This is a genomic window from Streptomyces sp. PR69, from assembly GCF_026420845.1.
Classification (GTDB): domain Bacteria; phylum Actinomycetota; class Actinomycetes; order Streptomycetales; family Streptomycetaceae; genus Streptomyces.
Genome location: NZ_JAOWCB010000011.1, coordinates 75,535 through 90,879, shown reverse-complemented (window position 1 = coordinate 90,879; position 15,345 = coordinate 75,535). Strand labels below are relative to the sequence as shown.

16 protein-coding genes are annotated in these 15,345 nt (G+C 72.2%); 11 read left to right on the top strand and 5 right to left on the bottom strand.

Annotated features, from left to right (window positions below):
* Positions 1–144 precede the first annotated feature (144 nt).
* A complete protein-coding gene (locus tag OF819_RS13530; RefSeq protein ID WP_267243731.1) occupies positions 145–978 on the top strand; it encodes a sulfurtransferase in 834 nt (277 codons plus the stop codon).
* 96 nt (positions 979–1,074) lie between these two features.
* Here OF819_RS13530 and sepH read toward each other — a convergent pair whose 3' ends face one another.
* Positions 1,075–2,196 (bottom strand): septation protein SepH, encoded by a 1,122-nt coding sequence (gene sepH / locus OF819_RS13525; RefSeq protein ID WP_267243730.1) that lies wholly within the window; start codon positions 2,194–2,196, stop codon positions 1,075–1,077.
* 461 nt (positions 2,197–2,657) lie between these two features.
* Here sepH and OF819_RS13520 point away from each other — a divergent pair, with 461 nt between their 5' ends.
* Complete coding sequence (locus OF819_RS13520) at positions 2,658–3,467, top strand: hypothetical protein (RefSeq protein WP_267243729.1); 810 nt, start codon at positions 2,658–2,660, stop codon at positions 3,465–3,467.
* Between the two features lie 16 nt (positions 3,468–3,483).
* On the opposite strand, the gene OF819_RS13515 is transcribed toward OF819_RS13520, so the two are convergent.
* Together OF819_RS13515 and OF819_RS13510 are read right to left on the bottom strand one after the other, a co-directional pair.
* Entirely contained in the window at positions 3,484–4,818 is a 1,335-nt protein-coding gene (locus OF819_RS13515) for a D-arabinono-1,4-lactone oxidase (protein WP_267243728.1), read from the bottom strand.
* Complete coding sequence (locus OF819_RS13510) at positions 4,763–6,025, bottom strand: MFS transporter (RefSeq protein ID WP_267243727.1); 1,263 nt, start codon at positions 6,023–6,025, stop codon at positions 4,763–4,765. The genes OF819_RS13515 and OF819_RS13510 overlap by 56 nt, the downstream gene beginning before the upstream one ends.
* Before the next feature lie 106 nt (positions 6,026–6,131).
* On the opposite strand from OF819_RS13510, the gene OF819_RS13505 reads away from it, so the two are divergent.
* Both OF819_RS13505 and OF819_RS13500 read left to right on the top strand, forming a co-directional pair.
* Positions 6,132–7,307 (top strand): ferrochelatase, encoded by a 1,176-nt coding sequence (locus OF819_RS13505; RefSeq protein WP_267243726.1) that lies wholly within the window; start codon positions 6,132–6,134, stop codon positions 7,305–7,307.
* A 40-nt stretch (positions 7,308–7,347) separates the two neighbouring features.
* A complete protein-coding gene (locus OF819_RS13500; RefSeq protein WP_267243812.1) occupies positions 7,348–8,148 on the top strand; it encodes an inositol monophosphatase family protein in 801 nt (266 codons plus the stop codon).
* A gap of 232 nt (positions 8,149–8,380) precedes the next feature.
* Here OF819_RS13500 and OF819_RS13495 read toward each other — a convergent pair whose 3' ends face one another.
* On the bottom strand, positions 8,381–8,548 hold the full coding sequence (locus OF819_RS13495) for a hypothetical protein (protein WP_267243725.1): 168 nt from the start codon (positions 8,546–8,548) through the stop codon (positions 8,381–8,383).
* 382 nt (positions 8,549–8,930) lie between these two features.
* Here OF819_RS13495 and OF819_RS13490 point away from each other — a divergent pair, with 382 nt between their 5' ends.
* The 4 genes from OF819_RS13490 (at position 8,931) to OF819_RS13475 (ending at position 12,499) form a co-directional block, all read left to right on the top strand.
* A complete protein-coding gene (locus OF819_RS13490; protein WP_267243724.1) occupies positions 8,931–9,584 on the top strand; it encodes a response regulator transcription factor in 654 nt (217 codons plus the stop codon).
* A 6-nt stretch (positions 9,585–9,590) separates the two neighbouring features.
* Positions 9,591–10,826 carry a sensor histidine kinase gene (locus OF819_RS13485; protein WP_267243723.1) on the top strand — a complete coding sequence of 412 codons (1,236 nt, stop codon included), beginning with the start codon at positions 9,591–9,593 and terminating at the stop codon, positions 10,824–10,826.
* Between the two features lie 439 nt (positions 10,827–11,265).
* Complete coding sequence (locus OF819_RS13480) at positions 11,266–11,562, top strand: DUF4193 domain-containing protein (protein ID WP_240138504.1); 297 nt, start codon at positions 11,266–11,268, stop codon at positions 11,560–11,562.
* A gap of 13 nt (positions 11,563–11,575) precedes the next feature.
* Entirely contained in the window at positions 11,576–12,499 is a 924-nt protein-coding gene (locus tag OF819_RS13475) for a hypothetical protein (protein ID WP_267243722.1), read from the top strand.
* Positions 12,500–12,575: 76 nt separating this feature from the next.
* Here OF819_RS13475 and OF819_RS13470 read toward each other — a convergent pair whose 3' ends face one another.
* Positions 12,576–13,046 carry a DUF3093 domain-containing protein gene (locus OF819_RS13470; protein WP_267243721.1) on the bottom strand — a complete coding sequence of 157 codons (471 nt, stop codon included), beginning with the start codon at positions 13,044–13,046 and terminating at the stop codon, positions 12,576–12,578.
* Positions 13,047–13,102: 56 nt separating this feature from the next.
* On the opposite strand from OF819_RS13470, the gene OF819_RS13465 reads away from it, so the two are divergent.
* Genes OF819_RS13465 through OF819_RS13455 form a run of 3 tightly spaced genes read left to right on the top strand, consistent with a single transcriptional unit; the run spans position 13,103 to position 15,058 of the window.
* The gene (locus tag OF819_RS13465; protein WP_267243720.1) at positions 13,103–13,723 is read left to right on the top strand and encodes a PaaI family thioesterase; all 621 of its coding nucleotides are present in this window, start codon (positions 13,103–13,105) and stop codon (positions 13,721–13,723) included.
* Positions 13,723–14,253, top strand: coding sequence for a dUTP diphosphatase (gene dut, locus OF819_RS13460; protein WP_267243719.1), 531 nt, complete (start codon positions 13,723–13,725; stop codon positions 14,251–14,253). The genes OF819_RS13465 and dut overlap by 1 nt, the downstream gene beginning before the upstream one ends.
* Before the next feature lies 1 nt (position 14,254).
* Positions 14,255–15,058, top strand: a complete 804-nt coding sequence (locus OF819_RS13455) for a DUF3710 domain-containing protein (protein ID WP_267243718.1) — start codon at positions 14,255–14,257, stop codon at positions 15,056–15,058.
* The last annotated feature ends 287 nt before the right edge of the window (positions 15,059–15,345 follow it).

Genomic DNA, 15,345 nt, shown 5'->3' with positions numbered 1-15,345 from the left:
GCCGCGGATGCGCCCTGACCGCGCCGGATTTGGCGGGTTCCCGTTCGCGGACGCCGGTTTTGTCATGTGCTTTCCGGTTCGGCGGCGAGCCCCGCCGGTTCGGCGGCATTACGGATCAGCGGTCCCGTGCGCGAGGATGGCCGCATGGACCCCATCATCTCCGCTGCCGAACTCGCCGCCGAGCTGACCGGGCCGCGGCCGCCGCTGCTGCTCGACATCCGCTGGCAGCTGGGCGGGCCGCATGGGCGCGGCGCGTACGAGCAGGGGCATCTGCCCGGCGCGGTCTTCGTCGACCTCGACGCGGAACTGGCCTCGCCGCCCGGCGCCGGCGGCCGGCATCCGCTGCCGGACCTGGCGGCGTTCGGCGCGGCGATGCGCCGGGCCGGGCTGTCGGCCGGGACGCCGGTCGTGGTGTACGACGGGGGGATCGGGTGGGCCGCGGCGCGTGCGTGGTGGCTCCTGCGGTGGACCGGGCACGAGGAGGTACGCGTCCTCGACGGCGGCCTCCCCGCCTGGCGCGGGCCCCTGTCGACCGAGGAGCCGGCGCCCCCGCCCGGTGACTTCACCCCGGTCCCCGGCGCGATGCCGCTGCTGGACGCGGACGGGGCTGCGCAGCATGCGCGCAGCGGGCTGCTGCTGGACGCGCGGGCGGGGGAGCGGTACCGGGGGGAGACGGAACCGATCGACCCCGTCGCCGGGCACATCCCCGGCGCGGTCTCCGCGCCCACCACGGAGAACGCGGGGCCCGACGGCCGCTTCCTGCCCGCCGACGCCTTGGCGGAGCGCTTCCGCGCCCTGGGCGCGTCCGAGGACGCGAAGGAGATCGGCGTGTACTGCGGGTCCGGGGTCTCGGCCGCGCACGAGGTGCTGGCGCTGGAGATCGCGGGGTTCCGCGGGGCGTTGTACGCCGGGTCGTGGTCCGAGTGGGTACGGGACCCCTCCCGGGGGGTCGCGACGGGGCCTGACCCCGCCCCCTGACGCGCCGCCGCCCCAGCCGGGCCCGTGGCCCGGGCGGGTGGGGGATCAGGCACCCCGCCGGGGGTGTGGGGGGCGAAGCCCCCCACACGACCCCCGTTAGTCCTGCTTCTTGCGGCGCGTGCCGAAAACGATCTCGTCCCAGCTCGGCACCGCCGCCCGCCGCCCCGGCCGCACACCATCCGCCTCCGCCTGGCGGTCGGTCGTGCCGGTGAGCCGGTCCCGGTGACCCGAGACCGACCGCGGCATCAGGACGTCCGCGTACGCGGACCCCGCGCCCGCGGACGCCGCGGGGGCAACCGATTCCTCCGACTCGGGCTCCTCGGCCGCGGACTCCGCCGACTGGGCGGCGGGCTCCGCGGCCGCGGCCCGCTCGGGCACCACCATGTCGCCCCGGAAGCTCGGCACCGCCTCCAGCAGGCTGGTCAGGGAGTCCCGCTCGCCGCCCCCGTCGTCGTCGGGTTTTTCGGCCCGCTCGGGCCGCTGGTCCGACGCCCTGTCCGGATCCCGGTCATTCCGGTCCTGGTGACGGTCATGACGATCCGTCCGCTCCCTCGGCAGCCGCGCGATCCGCGGCACAAACGGGAAGCTCGGCTCCTGCGCCGTCGTGATCGTGTCGTCTGTCTCGCCGATCAGCGCCCGCGCTTCGTCGTCGACGGCCTGCACCAGCCGCCGCGGCGGATCGTACGTCCAGCTCGCCGAGTGCGGCTCACCCGCCACCCGGTAGACGAGCAGCACCTCCCAGGTGCCGTCGTCCCGGCGCCAGGAGTCCCACTGCGCTGTGTCCTTCTCGGCGCCGCGCAGCATCAGCCGCTCCTGCACGGCCTCGCCGAGCTGCGGCCCGGTGTTCTCGCCGGGACGGCGCACCGGGGTCTTGCGGGCGCGCTCCGCCATGAAGGCGCGCTCCGCGAGCACCGGGCCCTCGAAGCGCCGCACCCGTTCCACCGGAATCCCGGCGAGCTGTGCGACCTCTTCCGCCGACGCGCCCGCGCGTATACGCGCCTGGATGTCACGCGGCCTGAGATGGCTCTCCACCTCGATCTCGATCTGGCCGAGACGGGCGCGGTCGTTGCGTACGGCGGCGCGCAGCCGCTCGTCAATCGGAAGCGTGTATTCCGTACTGTCCGCAGCCTTCAGCACCAGCCGTGTGCCGTCGTTGGAGACGGCCACGACACGCAGTTCGGGCATGGGGACCTCCCGGGTGGTGCCTGCCGACGTCACGTGCGTCGCTGCTTCCGCTAGTCGAGTGTGGCCTGCCCGGGTGCAGCCTGCCACAACCTTGCCGAGTTGCCCGGCGTGTCGGGCACACGCCCTGGATCGCCGTTATGGCACGGTTACCCTTTTGCCACTCTGAGTAACGGAGATCGTCACTCTGGACAGCAGGCACCCGTGCGGTGTAGCGACGCCGCCGGATTGAGCGCCGCCTTCGGCCCCCTACCTGGGGCCCGAACACCCGAAAGGGAGACGGGCCCAGGGCTCGCCACAGTACTCCATTCGGGCCACGAGGGTGGACCGCCGCGCCGCCGAACTTCTCACCAGGGGCGGAACAGGGCGTCATAAGCGCCGGTGGGCGGGTGTTCTGCTTCACAGAATCGGCAGATACGGAACTATTCCCTTCGCTCAAATGTCCCTACCTGGTGCATGCCGGGACTGAAGGGACCTTGGGTGCTGAAGGGACGGAGATGGATCACAAGCCGAAACAGGGCGAAACGGCAAACCGGCGGCTTGAGCTGAGCGTTCCCCAGGTCGCGGGCAGCACGCTCGCCGCTGTCGCCGCCGCGGTGCTCGCCTCTCAACTCGGCGTGTACGGAACCATTCTCGGCGCCGGCGTCGTCAGCGTCGTCGCCACCTGCGGAGGCCCGGTCTTCCAGCATCTCTTCCGGCGCACGGGGGAGCAGATCCGTGATGCGACCGTGCAGTCCAAGCGGCGGCAGGCCAATCCCGCCTCGGAGGGCATCCAGTACGGCGAGTACAACGAGGCCACCACGCACGGCACTCGGATGCGCGGCTGGAAGCGGTCCGCCCTCGCGGCAGGGGTCGTGTTCGCCGTCGCGATGGGCGGCATCACGGCGTACGAACTGGCCTCCGGCTCCGAGCTGGGCGGAGGCAAGGGCACCACTATCGGCTCCGTCGTCACAGGGGGCGGCGGCAGCGGCGGAGGGTCCCCGTCCGGCGGAACGTCATCGACGGACTCCCCGCCTCCGGCCCCCGGTGACGACGACGGCGGCGGTGACCCGAACTCGCGGCCCGGTCAGGAGGAGGGCCAGGGGCAGACTCCCGGCGGCGGCCAGAGCCCCGACGCCCCGGACGGCTCCGGCGGCGACCCGACGACCGGCCCCGACCCCGAGCCCACTCCCGACCCCTCGGCGTCTTCCGGCGGCGACCCGTCTCCCACCCCGACGCCCACACCTCCGTCCACGCCCACCCCGCCCGCACAGTCGGGCCAGTCGGGCCGGTCCGGGTCTGCCGACCAGTCCGGGGGCGTCGGATGAGAGACGACGGCGGACGTCAGTCGCCCAGCACCCGCCGCAGATAGTCGTTGCCGAACACCCGGTCCGGGTCCAGCCGGTCCCGTACCGCCGTGAACTCGCCGAACCGCGGATAGACCTCCGCCAGATACTCCGCGTCGCGCGTGTGCACCTTGCCCCAGTGGGGCCGCCCGCCGTGCGCCGTCATGATCCGCTCCACCGCCGTGAAATACGCGCGGTACGGAGTGCCCCGGTACATATGCACGGCGACATAGGCGCTCTCCCGGCCCGACGCCGTGGACAGGGCGATGTCGTCGGCCGGCGCCGTACGCACCTCCACCGGGAAGCTGACCCGCAGCGGCGAGCGGTCGATCATCGCCCGCACCTCGCGCAGCGCCTCGACCGCCGCCTCCCTGGGCACCGCGTACTCCATCTCCACGAACCGGACCCGGCGCGGAGATGTGAAGACCTTGTACGGAATGTCGGTGTACGTACGTGCGGACAGCGCCCGGCTGGAGACCTTGGCGATCGCCGGTATGGTCGCGGGCACCGCCCGGCCGACGGAATTGACCACCTGAAAGAGCCCGTTGGACAGCAGTTCGTCCTCGATCCAGCCGCTGATCCGGCCCGGGGGAGCGGCGGGCCCCGCGCTGCGGTTGTTCCGCTTGGTGTTGCAGTTGCCGGTGTGTGGGAACCAGTAGAACTCGAAGTGCTCGTTCTCCGCACACAACGCGTCGAACTCCGCCGTCACCCGGTCGAACCCCATCGGCTCCTCACGGGCCGTCAGCAGAAACACCGGCTCGACGGCGAAAGTGATCGCACTGAGCACGCCCAGCGCCCCGAGTCCGATCCGCGCCGCCGCGAACACGTCCGGGTTCTCCTCCGCCGAGCAGCGCAGCAGCGACCCGTCCGCGGTGACCAACTCCAGCGCCGTGATCTGCGCCGCGATGGAGGCCGACTCACGGCCCGTGCCATGGGTGCCGGTGGACGTCGCGCCGGCGACCGTCTGCTCCATGATGTCGCCCATGTTGGTCAGCGACAGCCCCTCCCGGGCGAGGGCCGCGTTGAGCCGCTTGAGCGGAGTGCCCGCCGCCACGGTCACCGTCATGGCGGTGCGGTCGATCTGCCGTATGCCGGTCAGCAGCTCCGGCCGGATCAGCACCCCGTCGGTGGCGGCGGCCGCGGTGAACGAGTGCCCGGCGCCGACCGCCTTGACCCTCAGACCGTTCTCAGCGGCGCCGCGCACCGTCTCGGCGAGCTCCTCCGGGGAGGCGGGGGAGACCTCCCGCGCCGGGCGGGCCCGCACATTCCCGGCCCAGTTACGCCACGCGCTCTTCGTCCGCGCCCTTGATGCCGTGCTCGTCGCTGCGCTCATCAGCCCCGCGCCCTCCCTGAGTCGGCGCCGGCCTCGCCAGCCGGCGGTACCCCAGGAACGCCACCGCGGCCGCGAGCGCTCCCGCCGCGACGGGCACCGTGTACCCCGCTCCCGCGCCGGCCGCGTCCACCGCCCAGCCGGCGGCCGACGAGCCAAGCGCCACTCCGACCGCGAGCCCGGTACTGGTCCAGGTCATTCCCTCGGTCAGCTTGGTGCGCGGTACGTGCGCTTCGACGAGGGCCATCGTGGTCACCATCGTCGGCGCCACGGACAGACCCGCGACAAAGAGCGCCACGGCCAGAAAGAGCAGGTTCCCGGCCAGTAGGAGGGGGATCATACTCACGGCCATCACACCGATGCCCAGCAGCCAGCGCCTGGCCGGTTCTCCCCGGACGTGCAGCAGGCCGAAGACCGCCCCGGCCAGGCAGGAGCCCAGCGCGTACACCGCGAGGACCAGGCTCGCCGCCGCCTTGTTGCCCTGTTCCTCGGCGAACGCCACCGTCACCACGTCGACCGCGCCGAAGATCGCGCCGGTCGCGACGAACGCGGCCACCAGGACCTGGAGCCCCCGGGAGCGCAGCGGCGATGCGCCCGAGTGCTCCTCGCGCGGATGAGGCGCGGGTTCGGTGGCGCGCTGCGCCGTCAGCCAGAAGACCCCCGCGAGCAGAAACAGGGTGGCGAGCAGCGGTCCCGCCTCGGGGAACCACGCCGTGGACAGGCCGATGGAGATGATCGGACCGAAGATGAAGCAGATCTCGTCCGCTATGGACTCCCACGAATACGCCGTGTGCAGCTCGCGCGGCCTGCCCCGGTAGAGCGCCGCCCAGCGGGCCCGGACCATCGCCCCGACGCTGGGGACACAGCCCGCGCCGGCGGCGAAGACGAACAGCGTCCAGTCCGGAGCGCCCTGCTGGGCGCAGACCAGCAGCCCCGCGACGGCGGCGACGCAGATCAGCGTCGCCGGGCGCAGCACCCGGGCCTGGCCGTGCCGGTCGACCAGCCGGGAGACCTGCGGGCCCACGGCCGCGGCCGACAGCGCGAGCGTCGCCGAGAGCGCGCCCGCCAGGCCGTACCGGCCGGTGAGCTGGGAGATCATCACCACGATGCCCACGCCCATCATGGACAGCGGCATCCGGCCGAGGAAGCCGGCGGCGGAGAACGCTTTGCTGCCGGGGGCGGCGAAGATCGCGCGATAGGGACTGGGCAAGGAGCGCTCCGTAAGGCGTAATGACGGCCGCGACAGATTACGTGGCCGCAACCCTCCGGCGCACCGGGTTTTCCGGCTGTCAGAGCGGGGTGGCAGGATCGGAGCCATGTCCGATCAGCGCGATCCAGCCCGCGACGCAGCCAGCGATCCGGCCGGCGACCCAGCCCGGGACCCGTCGCCCTATGACGCCCTGTTGCTGCTGTCGTTCGGCGGCCCCGAGGGCCCTGACGACGTCGTTCCGTTCCTGGAGAATGTGACGCGCGGCCGGGGCATCCCCACGGAGCGGCTCAAGGAGGTGGGGCAGCACTACTTCCTCTTCGGCGGCGTCAGCCCCATCAACGACCAGAACCGCGCCCTGCTTCAGGCGCTGCGCAAGGACTTCGCAGAGCACGGCGTGGATCTCCCGGTCTACTGGGGAAACCGCAACTGGGCCCCGTATCTGACCGATGTGCTGCGCGAGATGGTGCGCGACGGCCGCCGCCGTATCGCCGTCCTCGCCACCAGTGCCTACGCCTCCTACTCGGGCTGCCGCCAGTACCGGGAGAATCTGGCCGACGCGCTGGCGGCGCTTGAGGCGGAGGGGCTCGACCTGCCGCGCGTGGACAAGCTGCGGCACTACTTCAACCACCCCGGCTTCGTACGGCCCATGGTCGACGGCGTCCTGGCCTCCCTCGCGGAGCTGCCCGCCGAGGTGCGGGACTCGGCGCAGCTGGCCTTCACCACGCACTCCATCCCCACCGCCGCCGCCGACGCCTCCGGGCCCCAGGAGGAGCACGGCGAGGGCGGGGCCTACGTCCGCCAGCATCTGGACGTGGCCCGGCTGATCGTCGACGCCGTGCGGGAGGAGACCGGGATCCAGCATCCCTGGGAGCTCGTCTACCAGTCGCGCAGCGGAGCGCCGCACATCCCGTGGCTGGAGCCGGACATCTGCGACCACCTGGAGGAGCGGAAGGCGGCCGGGGCGCCGGCCGTGGTCATGGTCCCCATCGGATTCGTCTCCGACCATATGGAGGTCCTGTACGACCTCGACACCGAGGCCCTGGCCAAGGCGGCGGAGCTGTCGCTGCCGGTGCGCCGCTCGGCCACGGTCGGCGCGGATCCGCGGTTCGCCGCGGCCGTGCGGGAGCTGCTGCTGGAGCGGGCGGCCGCGGAGCGCGGCGTGCCGGTGGAGCGGTGCGCCCTGGGGGCCCTGGGGCCCAGCCACGATCTGTGCCCGGTCGGCTGCTGCCCGGCCCGGACGCCCAAGCCGGCCGCGGCCGGCGCCGACAGCCCGTACGCCTGAGGAGCACACCGTGACCGAAAAGCCGACCGCCGATGAGCCGATCGCCGATGAGCTGACCTCGGAGCTGCTCGCTCTCGCCCAGGAGGCCGCGCGCCGCGCCGGTGAGCTGCTGCGCGACGGCCGGCCGGACGACCTCGGCGTCGCCGCCACCAAGTCGAGCCCCGTCGACGTCGTGACCGAGATGGACATCGCCGCGGAGAAGCTGATCACCGGCTTTCTGGCGGAGCGCCGTCCCGACGACGGTTTCCTCGGGGAGGAGGGCGCGTCGTCGGAGGGCAAGAGCGGCGTCCGCTGGGTGATCGATCCGCTCGACGGCACGGTGAACTATCTCTACGGGCTGCCGACCTGGGCCGTCTCCATCGCCGCACAGCGCGACGGGCAGACGGTGGTGGGGGTGGTGGCCGCGCCCATGCGCGGTGAGACCTGCCACGCCGTGCTGGGCGGCGGAGCGTGGTCCGGCGGCCGGCGGCTGCGGTGCCGTCCCTCGGTGCCGCTGGAGCAGGCGCTGGTGTCCACCGGCTTCAACTACGTGACCGACGTCCGCCGCCGCCAGGCCGAGCTTGCCCGGCAGCTGATCCCCCGCCTGCGGGACATCCGGCGCAGCGGCTCCGCGGCGGTGGACCTGTGCGATGTGGCCGCCGGCCGGCTGGACGGCTACTACGAGCGCGGGCTGCACCCCTGGGACCTCGCCGCAGGCGACCTGATCGCCCGCGAGGCGGGCGCGCGGACGGGCGGACGCCCCGGTGACCGGCCGTCCTACGATCTGACGATCGCGGCGCCGCCGGGGGTGTTCGAGCCGCTCCAGGTGATCCTGGAGGAGCTGGGGGCGTGGCACGACTGAACGGAGCCGGTTTTTCCGTGACTGGGGGCTCCGCCCCCAGACCCCCGATACGGCCTGAAGGCCGTGACCTCAAACTCCCCCGGACTCCTCCCCCAGCTACCGCTGGGAGGTGCCCCCAGGGGCACCCCCGCGGAGGTGCCCCCAACGGGCTGGATTTCCCAGCCCCGCAGGCGTTTGAGGCGCGGGGGTCCGGGGGCGGAGCCCCCGGGGTTTGCCAAGGGTGGGCGCGGGGTCAGACCGCGCCCACCTCCACGCCGTGTTCGGCGGCCAGGCGGCGGAGGTCTTCCAGCTCGGCCAGCTCGACGTCCACGAGGAATTCGTCGCCGTCCTCGCGTGCCTTCGTGAGGTCGGACTCAGCCGCCTCTATGCGCTGCAGCAGTCCTGCGGTGAAAGCGTCCATGGTGCGCCCCCTCGTCGTAGGTCGGTGGCACGGGGGTGTGCCGACGGTGGGTCCTTAAAGGTCTTGTCAGGGCTGTTAGATCTGGCGTCCAGGTCTGTCAGGTCCACAGGGGGACCGTCCCCGGATCGGAACGGCTCGTGGCGCGCCGCAGACAGGGAGTGATCGCGGGGTGTGTGAAGCGTCTTCCCCAGCGCCCTCCTCACAGAAACCTCAACCTGTGCGTGAATCCGGTGAATTCCCCGCGACCCGTGGAGCCCGTCTCCCCGTCATCGGCGGCTTACCACGGGTTTACCCGCGTAACAGGCAGGATGGAGGGCGGCACGGCCCGTGCCCACAAGCCATGCCCGGACTCCCTGACGGGCCCAGAGGAAGGACAAGCGACGTGCGTGTACTCGTCGTCGAGGACGAGCAGCTGCTCGCCGATGCGGTGGCCACCGGACTGCGCCGGGAGGCCATGGCGGTCGACGTCGTATACGACGGCGCCGCGGCCCTGGAGCGCGTCGGGGTCAACGACTACGACGTGGTGGTGCTGGACCGGGACCTCCCCCTCGTCCACGGGGACGACGTGTGCCGCAGGATCGTCGAGCTGGGCATGCCCACGCGCGTGCTGATGCTGACCGCCTCCGGCGACGTCAGCGACCGCGTCGAGGGCCTTGAGCTGGGCGCGGACGACTATCTGCCCAAGCCGTTCGCCTTCAGCGAGCTGACGGCCCGGGTGCGGGCGCTCGGCCGGCGTACCACCGTGCCGCTGCCGCCCGTCCTGGAGCGCGCCGGGATCAAGCTCGACCCCAACCGCCGTGAGGTCTTCCGCGACGGCAGGGAGGTCCAGCTCGCCCCCAAGGAGTTCGCGGTCCTGGAGGTGCTGATGCGCAGCGAGGGCGCGGTCGTCTCGGCCGAGCAGCTGCTGGAGAAGGCGTGGGACGAGAACACCGACCCGTTCACCAATGTGGTGCGGGTGACGGTGATGACCCTGCGGCGCAAGCTGGGGGAGCCGCCCGTGATCGTCACGGTGCCGGGCTCCGGCTACCGGATCTGACCCCGCATGACCACGCATCCCCCGCACCCCGCGGTCCCGCCGAAGCCCACCTGGGACCCGCGGGAGCCCATGCGCCCCTGGCTGCGTCCGACGATCCGGATACGGCTCACGCTGCTGTACGGCGGCATGTTCCTGATCGCGGGCATCCTGCTGCTGTCGATCATCTATCTGCTCACGGCGCAGGCGCTGCACGTCAGCGTGGGCGATCTGCCGTTCCGCATCGTCCGGGGCGAGGTGCTGCCCACGCAGACCTGGTGCGAGCTTCCGGCGACGGGGACCGGCGAGCAGTTCAACGAGGCTGTCGCGGGCTGTCTGCAGCATCAGCGCGAGATGGCGCTGGACGATCTGCTGCGCCGCTCGCTGTTCGCCCTGCTCGGCCTCAGCGTGATCGCGTTCGCCTTCGGTTACGCCATGGCGGGCCGGGTGCTGTCCCCGCTGGGCCGGATCACCCGCACCGCCCGCCGGGTCGCCGGCAGCGACCTGACCCGGCGGATCGAGCTGGACGGGCCGGACGATGAGCTGAAGGAGCTCGCCGACACCTTCGACGAGATGCTGGACCGGCTGGAGCGCGCCTTCACCGCCCAGCAGCGGTTCGTCGCCAACGCCTCCCATGAGCTGCGCACCCCGCTCGCGATCAACCGGACGCTGCTGGAGGTCCATCTCTCCGACCCCGGGGCCCCGGTGGAGCTCCAGCAGCTCGGCAAGACGCTGCTGGCCACCAATGAGCGCAGCGAGCAGCTGGTGGAGGGGCTGCTGCTGCTCGCCCGCAGCGACAACCAGATCGTCGAGCGCAAGCCGGTCGACCTCGCCGAGGTGGCGGGCCGCGCGGTGGACCAGGTGCGCGGGGAGGCCATGGAGAAGGGCGTGGAGATCCGGGGGGAGCGGGCCGCGGCCATGGTGCAGGGCAATGGGGTCCTGCTGGAGCGGATCGCGCTCAATCTCGTCCAGAACGCCGTCCGCTACAACATCCCGGAGGGCGGCTGGGTGGAGGTGACCACCGAGATGCGGCAGGGCCAGGCCGTTCTGGAGGTCTCGAACACCGGCCCCGTGGTACCCGGCTACGAAATCGACAACATGTTTGAGCCGTTCCGCCGGCTGAGACAGGAGCGGACGGGCAGCGACAGGGGCGTCGGCCTGGGGCTTTCGATCGCCCGGTCGATCGCCCGGGCCCATGGAGGCCGTATCATCGCGGAGCCCCGCGAGGGCGGCGGCCTGCTGATGCGTGTCACTCTGCCTGCCTGAGCGGCCGGCCCGTCCGGGAAACCGGGCGGGATCGGGCGACTCCTGGAGGCCGATGACATGCGCGGGCCTTGTTCGCTTTGAGCGGAATTTTCGGGGCTTGTCCCCGAGGTGGGCTTGTGGGATCGATCACAGAGGCGCATTTCAGGCCATCTACGCTCCGTGATCAAGACTCTTGCCGGAAAGCCAGGAAAAGTCCGGGTTTCTCAGGGTCAGGATTACGGGAAGTACACGGGGTGGCCCTGATGAAGTGCGGCTTCAGGACCGTGTACGGTCCCCTTCGCCGTCCAACCTGATCACTCTTGAGGGGTCCGGTTGGGTGTCGATTGAGTAACAGACCTTGATGTGAGGCAAAATCTCCGCCTCGGGTCGGGCACAAGTCCGGCCTCTCACGCGTTACGTGCGCTGGAGACACCGCAGACACCCAGAGGGGGAGAGCGACATGGCAACGGATTACGACACCCCACGCAAGACCGATGACGACCTCAACGAGGACAGCATCGAAGAGCTGAAGTCCCGGCGGAACGACAAGTCGGCCTCGACCGTCGACGTCGACGAGTTCGAGGCGGCCGAGAGCCTGGAGCTGCCCGGCGCGGACCTCTCCAACGAGGAGCTGGCCGTCCGGGTGCTGCCGAAGCAGCAGGACGAGTTCACGTGCATGAGCTGCTTCCTGGTGCACCACCGCAGCCAGCTGGCCCGGGAGAAGAACGGCCAGCCGATCTGCCGCGACTGCGACTGAGGTCGGGTCGGCCGTGGCAGGTGAGACACCGTCCAGGAAGCGGCGCCTTCGGCGCCCGAAGCCGGAAGCGGCCCACCAGGGCGGTACGGGCCCGTCGGCAGACGCCGCCGCGTCTGCCGGGCACTCGCCCGCCGTGCTGCCGTCTGACGGCCCGCAGGACGACGACGGGCGAGGCCGGCCGGCCTCGCTCGAAGCAGCGCAGACGGCCGGCCCCGCGACCGGCGCGGGACGGCTGAGCCTGGTCAAGCGCGGCGTCCGCGCCGGCGGACAGGGAGTGAAGACCTCACTCGCGTTCGTCGCGGACCAGATCATCGAGAACGCGCCCCGCATCCCGGTGCGCGACCTCGCGACCCTGCGCGCGCAGTTCCCCGGCCTCACCCCCGAGGAGCTCGCCGACAAACTGATCGCGGGAGCGGCCGCCGGCACCTCCACCGTGGGCGCGGGCGTGGGAGCCGCCGCCATGCTCCCGGTGCCGCCGGCGATGCCCGCCGAGCTGGCCGCGGAGATCGTCGGCGTGGCGGCCATCGAGCTGAAGCTCATCGCCGAGCTGTACGAGGTCTACGGCCTGCGTCCGCCCGGCACGCTCAAGGAGCGCAGCACCGCCTATCTGACGTCGTGGACCGAGGAGCGCGGCGTCGACGTCACCAAGCCGTCGACGTACAAGAACGTCGCGCTCGGCGGCGGACTCAGACGCGAGCTGCGCCAGCAGATCATGAAGCGCACCGTGCGCAATCTGCCGAATCTGATCCCGTTCCTGGTCGGCGCGGCCGTCGGCGCCGCCATGAACCGCCGGGACACCAAGAAGCTCGCGGAGCGCATCCGCAAGGACCTGCGCAGCCGCCAGGTCCCCTGGGACGCCCTGCCCGAGCTGCCCCCGCTGGAGCAGTCGGCCCTGCCCCCGGCCGCCGCCGCCCTGCCCCGCGAGCTGGGCCGCTGAGCCCGTTCGCACGCCGCCGCACGCCGCGTCGCACCCCGTCGAACGCCGGGGGCGTCTCCGCGTCGCGCGCTCAGACTCAGACGGTGCGGGCCGCTTCCACCGCGGCCGCCAGACCCTCCGGATCGCGGGTCGAGAGATAGACGTACGGCGTCGGGTCCTGCGGGTCCGTCACCTCGATCCGCACCGCCGTCGGCACATAGCTGCGCAGCAGCATGAAGGCCCGCGGGTCGGCCTTGTGCGAGCGCCAGGCGAGCGCGTCCGCCGCGTCCAGCGCCTCGGCCCGGCCGAGCGCCGAGACCGGAATCCGGGCGTCGCCCGCGACCAGCGAGCCCGCCACCACCCGGATGCGCGCCGAGCCGTAGGAGCTGACAGCCGCACACGCCGCCGCCGTCGCCGCGAGCAGCCCGCCGAGCATCGGCAGCACCCCCAGCGGCAGCAGCAGCAGACCCCCGCTGACGCCCACGAGGGCCGCCACCAGCCACCAGGAGCGGGGAGCGGTCAGCCGTTCTGCGTACTGCGGGGCCTGCTGGGGCGCGGAGGACTGCATGGGTCAAGCTTGGCAGGTGCGCCCTGGCCCTGTCCGCGCGGGTAAGGTCTGCGGCTGTGAGTACCGCGAACTCCCCGGGGCCCGCCCCCGGCCCACGATCCGACTCCCGGGCCCTGACACCGCCCGCGGACGCCGTCGCCCCGGTGCGGCACCCGGACGCCCCGGCCCCCGGCGAGCTGCTCGGCGCGCACTACGACCACTGCTTCGGCTGCGGCGGCGCCCAGCCGCACGGCCTGCACCTTGAGGCGCGGGCCGGCGAGGGCGTCAGCGTCAGCGCGGAGTTCACTGTCAAACCCGCCCACCAGGGCGCCCCCGGACTGGCGCACGGCGGCGTGCTGGCCACCGCCCTCGACGAGACGCTCGGCTCGCTCAACTGGCTGCTGCGGGTGATCGCGGTCACCGGCCGGCTGGAGACCGACTTCGTACGCCCGGTGCCCGTGGACACCGTGCTCCATCTGCAGGCCGAGGTCACCGCCGTCGCCGGACGCAAGATCTACTCCTCCGCGGTCGGCCGGATCGGCGGCCCCGACGGCCCTGTCGCCGTGCGCGCCGATGCCCTCTTCATCGAGGTCAAGGTCGACCACTTCATCGAGAACGGCCGTCCGGAGGAGATCCGGGCGGCCATGGCCGACCCCGATCAGATCAGGCGCGCCCGCGCCTTCGAGGTGAACCCCTGATGACCAAGCCCGCCAGCCCCGGCAACCCCGTAGATGTGCTGATCCGCCGTGTGGACCCCGAGGTCCCGCTGCCGAGCTACGCACATCCGGGCGACGCCGGAGCCGATCTGGTGACCCGCGAGGCCGCCGAACTCGCACCCGGCGAGCGCGCCGTTCTGCCGACCGGGGTGTCTATCGCGCTCCCGGACGGGTACGCGGCCTTCGTACACCCCCGCTCCGGGCTTGCCGCCCGCTGCGGAGTCGCCTTTGTGAATGCCCCGGGGACGGTCGACGCCGGGTACCGTGGAGAGATCAAGGTAATCGTGGTCAATCTGGACCCGCGCGAGAGCGTGCGGTTCGAACGGTTCGACCGGATTGCCCAACTGGTCGTCCAGCAGGTCGAGAAGGTGCGCTTCCACGAGGTGGCGGAGCTTCCCGGCTCGGCGCGGGCCGAGGGGGGCTTCGGGTCCACCGGCGGTCATGCCGCCGTGGACGGTTCAACGGGTGGGAATCGATACGCTTCGGTCGTATCCGACCGGGAAGGACAGTGACGTGTTCGGACGTCGCAAGAAGAGTGGTTCCGCCAGGGACGTGGCGGACGCAGCGGGCGAGGCCGAGCAGGTCGTCGACGAGCAGGCCGCAGCGGACGCCGCGGACACGGCGGCCGCCGCGGGCGGCGGCGAGGAGGGCGCGCCGCGACGGGTGAACCTTCCGCCCGCGCCCCGGCCCGACGGCCCCTGGGACGTCTCCGAGGTCTCCAAGCCCGCCGAGGGCCGCGTCGACCTGGGCGGTCTGTTCGTGCCCGGCGTCGAGGGCATGGAGCTGCGCGTCGAGGTCGCGGGTGACGCGATCGTCGCGGCCACCGTGGTGCTGCGCGACAGCGCCGTACAGCTGCAGGCCTTCGCCGCCCCCAAGAAGGAGGGCATCTGGGGCGAGGTCCGCGAGGAGATTGCCTCCGGCATCACCCAGCAGGGCGGAGTCATCGACGAGGTCGAGGGCCCCCTCGGCTGGGAGCTGCGGGCCCAGGTGCCGGTGCAGCTGCCGGACGGCACCGGCGGTGTGCAGATCGTCCGCTTCGTGGGCGTCGACGGGCCGCGCTGGTTCCTGCGCGGAGTGATCTCCGGACAGGGCGCCGTGCACCCGGAGACGGCGGGGCTGCTGGAGCAGATCTTCCGCGACACCGTGGTCGTCCGCGGCGAAGGGCCGATGGCTCCGCGCGACCCGATCGTGCTGAAGCTGCCGGAGGACGCCCAGATGGTGCCCGAGGGCGTGCAGCAGGAGCAGCAGAGCAGCTCGCGCTTCTCCGGAGGCATGGGACAGCTCCAGCGCGGACCCGAGATCACCGAAGTCCGCTGACGGCCGGACCGCACGGCACACAGCGAAGCAGGGCGGCTGGGCCGCGCTCCCCTCGAAGGGAGCGCGGCCCAGCCGCCCTGTGCAGCCCGCCGCCCTGTGCCAGGCAAGACCGTGCCGTATGAGAGGCGTCAAAGCGGCGTCCGCAGCCGTCAGGGAGCCGTCAACAGCGGCGGAGACGGCCGTCCGGAGGGGTTTGCTGATCAGGTCAGACCGTCCGGCCTGACTTCCGACCTGATCTAGGAGCTCAGATGGCCGATCTGGCCTTCGTCGTCACCGCGATCGCCGTC